Origin of the sequence: Clostridium muellerianum, from assembly GCF_012926525.1 — a bacterium.
Lineage (GTDB): Bacteria > Bacillota > Clostridia > Clostridiales > Clostridiaceae > Clostridium_AM > Clostridium_AM muellerianum.
Genome location: NZ_JABBNI010000047.1, coordinates 297044 through 303503, shown reverse-complemented (window position 1 = coordinate 303503; position 6460 = coordinate 297044). Strand labels below are relative to the sequence as shown.

Annotated in this window: 7 protein-coding genes; 1 reads left to right on the top strand and 6 read right to left on the bottom strand. The window is 28.3% G+C overall.

Translation table 11 applies throughout. The features are described from left to right. Positions 1 to 389: 389 nt before the first annotated feature. The 4 genes from HBE96_RS19460 to HBE96_RS19445 all read right to left on the bottom strand — a co-directional run bounded on the left by HBE96_RS19460 (position 390) and on the right by HBE96_RS19445 (position 2900). Positions 390 to 1136 (bottom strand): WecB/TagA/CpsF family glycosyltransferase, encoded by a 747-nt coding sequence (locus HBE96_RS19460; protein ID WP_169299367.1) that lies wholly within the window; start codon positions 1134 to 1136, stop codon positions 390 to 392. A gap of 300 nt (positions 1137 to 1436) precedes the next feature. Further along, positions 1437 to 1841, bottom strand: a complete 405-nt coding sequence (locus HBE96_RS19455; protein WP_169299366.1) for a VOC family protein — start codon at positions 1839 to 1841, stop codon at positions 1437 to 1439. 139 nt (positions 1842 to 1980) lie between these two features. Beyond that, positions 1981 to 2454 (bottom strand): hypothetical protein, encoded by a 474-nt coding sequence (locus tag HBE96_RS19450; protein ID WP_169299365.1) that lies wholly within the window; start codon positions 2452 to 2454, stop codon positions 1981 to 1983. Between the two features lie 59 nt (positions 2455 to 2513). Further along, complete coding sequence (locus HBE96_RS19445) at positions 2514 to 2900, bottom strand: winged helix-turn-helix transcriptional regulator (RefSeq protein ID WP_169299364.1); 387 nt, start codon at positions 2898 to 2900, stop codon at positions 2514 to 2516. Positions 2901 to 3365: 465 nt separating this feature from the next. Between HBE96_RS19445 and HBE96_RS19440 the strand changes: the two genes are divergently transcribed. Continuing rightward, positions 3366 to 4160 (top strand): amidohydrolase family protein, encoded by a 795-nt coding sequence (locus HBE96_RS19440; protein ID WP_169299363.1) that lies wholly within the window; start codon positions 3366 to 3368, stop codon positions 4158 to 4160. 306 nt (positions 4161 to 4466) lie between these two features. Here HBE96_RS19440 and HBE96_RS19435 read toward each other — a convergent pair whose 3' ends face one another. Together HBE96_RS19435 and HBE96_RS19430 are read right to left on the bottom strand one after the other, a co-directional pair. After that, positions 4467 to 5072 (bottom strand): HAD family hydrolase, encoded by a 606-nt coding sequence (locus tag HBE96_RS19435; RefSeq protein WP_169299362.1) that lies wholly within the window; start codon positions 5070 to 5072, stop codon positions 4467 to 4469. 55 nt (positions 5073 to 5127) lie between these two features. Next, entirely contained in the window at positions 5128 to 6180 is a 1053-nt protein-coding gene (locus HBE96_RS19430) for a cell wall-binding repeat-containing protein (protein ID WP_169299361.1), read from the bottom strand. Positions 6181 to 6460 lie beyond the last annotated feature (280 nt).

Below are 6460 nucleotides of genomic sequence, written 5' to 3'. Positions count from 1 at the left end.
TTGCCGTCCTGGCAAAAATTACGGTATTTTTCAATATCTCAAGCAAAGAACTTCTAAAATTTGCTCGAATGTTCCTTCACAACATATATCAGTCTTCATACAGCTTAACGTTTCTTCTTACTTCAGTTTACATATATACTATTATCTTAAAAGCATAACTTTCATAACAATTATTTTTTATCTATATATTTTAAGTTATTTATTTTAATCAAAACTTTCACTGCACTTTGTTTCGCATTATTTTTTATTAAGTAACAATTCTGTATGTGCGAAAGTTGAATTATTTTCTATTTAAGTTATGTCTTAATATAGTGTTAAAATATAACCTTAAAAAATCATAGCTGGAATTATCAACTCATAATTCTAAATATATGAAAGTTGCGAAACCATTAAGTTCTATATTTACGAATTGCTTCAATAAATACCCTATATGCAAAAACCTTTAACTTTTTTTGGCGTTCTTTTCTTGAAGGCTGAGTTATTCTTCTATGTAGCCATTCTAAATTCAATTTCTTCCAAATTTCTGGAGTGCTTTTAACCTTTCCTGTAATTGTATCAAGAGTTCCTCCCACACCAAAAACAACTTTTGCATTAAGTTCACTTTTATATCTATAAATCCACTTATCAGCAAGTGGCGAACCTAATGCAACTATAAGAACATCAGGTTTTGATTTTACTATATTTTGAACAATTTTATTATCGTCTTCCTCCTTAAAATAGCCATGGTGTCTTCCAGCAATTTTGACATTAGGATAATTTTTTATAATATATTGTGCTGCTTTGCTATTTACCTCTTCATCTGAACCTAATAAATAAAATGACCAGCCTTTTTGATTACCTACCTTTATACACTCTAAAAACAAATCATAGCCTGTAACACGTTCTTGCACTGGATTCCCTTTTAACCTTGAAGCAAAAACAATTCCAACTCCATCTGGAGTTATCATGTCTGCCTCAAGTGATATTTTTTTCAATTCTTGGTCTTCTTGAATCTGTACTGCAATTTCTGGGTTCACAGTAATAAGGTGAAATACCTTATTTTCATTTTTTGAAACCTTGCTATCAATTACACCAACTGTTTCCTTTAGATTTAATCTTGAAAATTCTATCCCTAAAATATTTACCGAACTATCCATATTAAAACACTTCCTGCTAAAATTTAAATAACTTAAATATAATCTATTTATTAAAAAATAAATTTCTCAGATCTATCTTGCTTGGCAATCATTTACTATTGTTCATTTGATTAAGTTTTGGATAGAACTTATTATAACATAATTTACAAAATATAACATCCTATATGTTAACAATTAAGATTAAATTAATAAAGCTATTTTTGTTTAATCATACAAAAATAGCTTTGAATTATCATCATTATCCACTAAAAAAACAACTAATAAAAATATAAAGTGAAACTTCACTACTTTTCTTAGTTCCTATATAAGTACATCTCTTATTTCAATTTCAGTACCTTCAGGTGCTTTAATTTTAAACAAGTATCCATCTTCAACTTTATAAATTTCTTCTCCATTTTTAATTTTAAAATTGGTATATCCTAGTTTTTTTATTCTATTAAACTCCTCTTTAACATTATCAACTAAAAAACACATATGTACTATACCCTCATTTAAAGAACTCCAGCTTTTTAAATTATCTCCCTGTTTAGCAGTTTGAAGCTCAATCATGAATGTTCCTAACTTTAACCACGTATTAAAATCTCGTTTATGAAAATTTGGTGTTTCTTTAACCAATTCAAATCCTAAAATTTCAGTGTAAAATTTAAGTGATTCTTCATATTTTTCTGTTTGAATACAGACATGTTGAATCATTTTCATACTCATAATATAATTCTCCTTAAGATCTATTCATAAAATTTCATTTTGCATTATAGATAGATAACATCCTAATTAAATCCTATATTATTTTAACAGAGATTAAAATTAAGATTTTAAATTTAGATATTTGTAATTCTGAACTAATTTATTGAACTTGATAACAATTTATCTTTGAAGAAAGTATTTTTTCTACATCTTTAACATTATTCTTATTAAGAACTATGGAAAAATACCCATTGTTTTTTTCAAAGTATATTTTTTTGCCATTAACTGCAAATCTCTTTATATCATTCCACTTAATTAAAAAATGAAAACCATTTAAAACAATAATTCCTTTTTCTGATATCGAATTTTTAATAATTAAAGCACAACTAATTAAATAAGCACTTAAAATCATCATTGTTACAATAATAGGAATAAGTGGTTTCTCTTTCTTAAAAAGCATTATACACAAAGGAATAATTAAATAAAGTACAGCTACTACATAGAAAATTGTAACCTCAAAATTTTTAATCTTTACTAAGCTTTTACCTGACTTTCTTTTTACAATAAAGAAAATAATCATTATTGCTAAAAATATAAAATCCACAAAAGTACTTAATATTACCATTAAGTTCATAAAAATTCACCTCTATTTCTATTTTTAATTTTATCTAAAGTTAATTTGTAACTATCTTTTTATTCTGTTATTTCTATTCTATTCTGCTCAGTATCTAATATAATACCTTCATCCATGTCTTTATATATTTTTTGATAATTTTTTCCCCACTCACACATTGAACTTAAAATAGGCTTCATAGTTTCACCTAAGTGGGTAAGTCCATATTCTACTTTAGGAGGAACTTCTGCATAAACTTTTCTATAAATTATACCATCTTTTTCTAGTTCCCTTAATTGAAGAGTTAGGGTTTTTTGAGTAATATTATGTAATAATCTTTGCAGCTCATTAAACCTAATTACTCCTCTTGTTAAATGCCAGAGAATTGACATTTTCCATTTTCCACTCAATATATTTATAGTTATATCCATAGGACATTGGGCTGCTATTTCTTTTGATTTTGCCATTCTGATCCTCCTTCATACATTTCAACTAGTATCCCTATAGTATCATTTATTACATTACGTTTCAAATTTGTGCGTACTTTAAATGAATTACTATTAATGCTATGCTCTTAAATAGAAAAACTTATTTTTATGTTTATCCGATCGCTACCATTGCTAATCCCCCCCATCGCACACAGCGAAAGCGACTATCACCAAATCAAAGATTTGGGATATCTGCTTTTCTTCAAGTGGGAAATAAGCACTGCTACGCGCCTGGATAAGTTCTTCTAAGACTCAGATGGTTAAATGTCTAAATGACATTTTACGAGCTTGCTCCGGTAAGAGGTATTCCTCATAAGCAAACTCCACCTGAGTCTAAGAATCACTTGATCAGTGATTATGTTCAAGCTTGAATAATCTTAAGATATCACAATACTAATTGTTTAAATAAAAATTTAATTAATTTAAGAAAGAAGGAAATTTCAAATGATAATTGACAGCCACACTCATGTAATGTTACCAACAGAAAAGCAGATATCAATGATGGAAGAAGCTAAAATAGATAAAACTATATTGTTTTCTACAACCCCTCATCCTGAAAGGGCTCATGATTTAAAGTCTCTAGAAAGCGAACTTTCTGTATTAAACAATATACTCTCAAGTAATACTTCTTTAAGTGAAAGAATAAAAAACATTAAAAGTACTACAAAAATATTAAAAGAGGTAATAGATAAAAACCCATCAAAATTTATAGGCTTTGGTTCTGTTCCACTATCTTTAACCTATAATGAAACAGCAGATTGGATAAACGATAATATAATTAAAAACAACTTTTATGGTTTAGGTGAGTTTTCACCTATGTCTGGTAAAATAAACAGTTTAGAAGTGATCTTTCAAGCTTCCAATGAATTAGGATGCTTGCCCATATGGGTTCATACTTTTTATCCTTTAAATTTTCAGGATATTAAAGGACTTGTTGATTTATCTAAAAAGTACCCAAAAGTACCATTAATATTAGGTCATATGGGAGGTACCCACTGGCTTGATGTTATAAAAATTGCTAAAGAAAATCATAATATTTATTTAGATGTGTCTGCTACTTATACAACTTTAGCCCCTACCCTGGCAATTAAAGAATTACCTGAACGTACATTATTTAGTTCAGATGCCCCTTATGGCAATCCTCTACTATTTAGAAAAATGATTGAGATATACAGCCCAGATACAAAAACTGCTGAACAAGTACTAGGTGGAAACATAGAAAGGTTATTAAATTTATAGTATATTACATTTATCTAATCGCTACCATTGCTACCCCCCTGCCTTCTTTGTATGAAACTCCTTCTCCTATTGTCGAAGGAGTAAGTGATTCGCACAAAATCATAGATTTTGGCTCTCTACTTAATTGGGGGATAGCTACTTTACGCGCCTAGATAAGTTCTTCTAAGTTTCAGGTTACGATTGTATTTCTCATAAGCAAACTCCACCTGAGCCTAAGAATCACTTGATATATCATTAACACCTGAATATTTGCAACCTGCTACAGCCTTAGATATATCATATCTTAGGCTATAGCAGGTTAAAAAATTATAAATAAATATTATAACTTTTTAGTTTTTCCCTTAAATCCTTAGGATTCTTAAACAGTATGGCTCCAAAATTAAGTTTTCTTGCATATTCAACATTACTTTCTACATCATCTATAAAAATTGATTTCTTAGGCTCTATGTCATATTCCTCTATTATTCTTTTATATATTTTCTCTTCAGGCTTCAATAATTTTTCTTTATATGAAACAATTCCTCCACCAAATAGTTTAAAAAAATCATATTTATTAGTTACATATTTGAATGCTAGCAAATGAAAATTAGATAAAAAATAAATCTTATATCCTTCGCTTCTTAATTCTCTCAAAACCTTAATTGAATCCTCAATTGGTGTAAGAAGTTCATACCAATTTTCAAAAGCAAGTTTAATTAATTCTTCATTTTTTATACTTTTTTTAATTATAATATTTATAGCCTCTTCTTCAGTAATAGTTCCTCTATCAAGCATTGTCCATTGCTCACTTTGAAATATTTCTTTATATATTTCTGAAGCTTTATTAACTTCATTAATTTTTGTTTTTATATATTCCTTAGGTTTAAAATTTAACAACACATTCCCTAAATCAAATATAATGTTTTTATACATAATCTTAACTTCCTTTGCTAATTATTTAAAATTTATAAGTTAGATTAAATTTATATTATTCTTTATGAATATATACATGAAATATCATGGTTATTATATTTTCTATAGTATGAAACATGTTATCCGTAACAACTTCATTTCCTCCGATTATATATACATAAGTATTTTTTGAAGCTATATCCTGAATACATCTTATACTATTAGTTGTTGCCGCTGATCCATCTTTATCAACTAATATAATTGGTGCTGTATACTTTCCTGCCAAAACAGATGCAGCTAATGCATCTGCATACATATTATCTGGTGTGGATGGACTTGCATTTGCTATGTATAACTTGTCATTCTTTAGATCACTATTAAATGCCATTAACACCTTTAAGTTAGTATCAAATCTATCAGCCCCACCATTTACTCTTGTAGCATTTGTTCCAAAGGCATCCTTTATGGAATCACTTATAACCTCGCAAGTTCCAACAATTGTAACAGTTGATTTGTTATCTTTTACAAAATTAATTACTGGTTGCATTGAACTCTGATTATTGTTTGCTAGTAATAGAATTTGCCCCTTTGCTGCTGCTATTGGTGCTACAGAAAGTGCATCAGCAAATCCTTCTCCACCAACTACCATAACATTACTAGCACCAACTCCTAATTTAACTAGTTCTTTAGCTACTGCTAGGTTCGTCTCATATCTATTAAGTCCACTTAACTCTATTAAAGTATATTTAGCTTTAAGACCATCTCTTATGATCTGTGAAATTGAAGAAGTCCCACCAACAATATATATATTGCTTGGTTTCAATGTCTCCAGTGCAGTTTGTGTTTCTGAACTAAGTATATCTGATGAAGTTAAAAGTATAGGTGCATCTAATTTCTTAGCTAATGCTGAAGCACTTACTGCATCTGCATATCCTTCACTTGATACTAATACAACATTATGTGAAGTTGTCCAATTTGTTGTAGCAACTTTAGCAGATGTTTCATATCTGTTATCACCACTTATTCTTGTTACAAATTCTGTAGATGCTTTAACATGACTACACGGCAATGTTATATTAAAAATAAAAAATATAAATGTTATAATCATAAGTTTAATTTTTTTGTGCATTATTGTAATTCTCCCTTATTGATATATTTTTGTTATATTGTGGTAACACTGTATATATAATATCATATTAGAAAATCTAGAACAATGACATAGTTATAAGCGAGATATGCTACTTCTTTTGAAAATTCCATTTTAAATACAAAAAAATATTAAAAAATAATTACTACGAAAGCTACGCTTTTAAGATAATAGTATGTAGACTGAAGTAAGAAGAAACGTTAAGCTATATGAAGACTGATATATGTTGTGCAGGAACATTCGAACAAATTTTAGAAGTTCT

Excerpts from the sequence above, each read along its gene's own strand:
- HBE96_RS19460 (WP_169299367.1), bottom strand. The coding sequence starts at position 1,136 with ATGGATAGTTCGGTAAATATTTTAGGGATAGAATTTTCAAGATTAAAT.
- HBE96_RS19455 (WP_169299366.1), bottom strand. The coding sequence starts at position 1,841 with ATGAGTATGAAAATGATTCAACATGTCTGTATTCAAACAGAAAAATAT.
- HBE96_RS19450 (WP_169299365.1), bottom strand. The coding sequence starts at position 2,454 with ATGAACTTAATGGTAATATTAAGTACTTTTGTGGATTTTATATTTTTA.
- HBE96_RS19445 (WP_169299364.1), bottom strand. The coding sequence starts at position 2,900 with ATGGCAAAATCAAAAGAAATAGCAGCCCAATGTCCTATGGATATAACT.
- HBE96_RS19440 (WP_169299363.1), top strand. The coding sequence starts at position 3,366 with ATGATAATTGACAGCCACACTCATGTAATGTTACCAACAGAAAAGCAG.
- HBE96_RS19435 (WP_169299362.1), bottom strand. The coding sequence starts at position 5,072 with ATGTATAAAAACATTATATTTGATTTAGGGAATGTGTTGTTAAATTTT.
- HBE96_RS19430 (WP_169299361.1), bottom strand. The coding sequence starts at position 6,180 with ATGCACAAAAAAATTAAACTTATGATTATAACATTTATATTTTTTATT.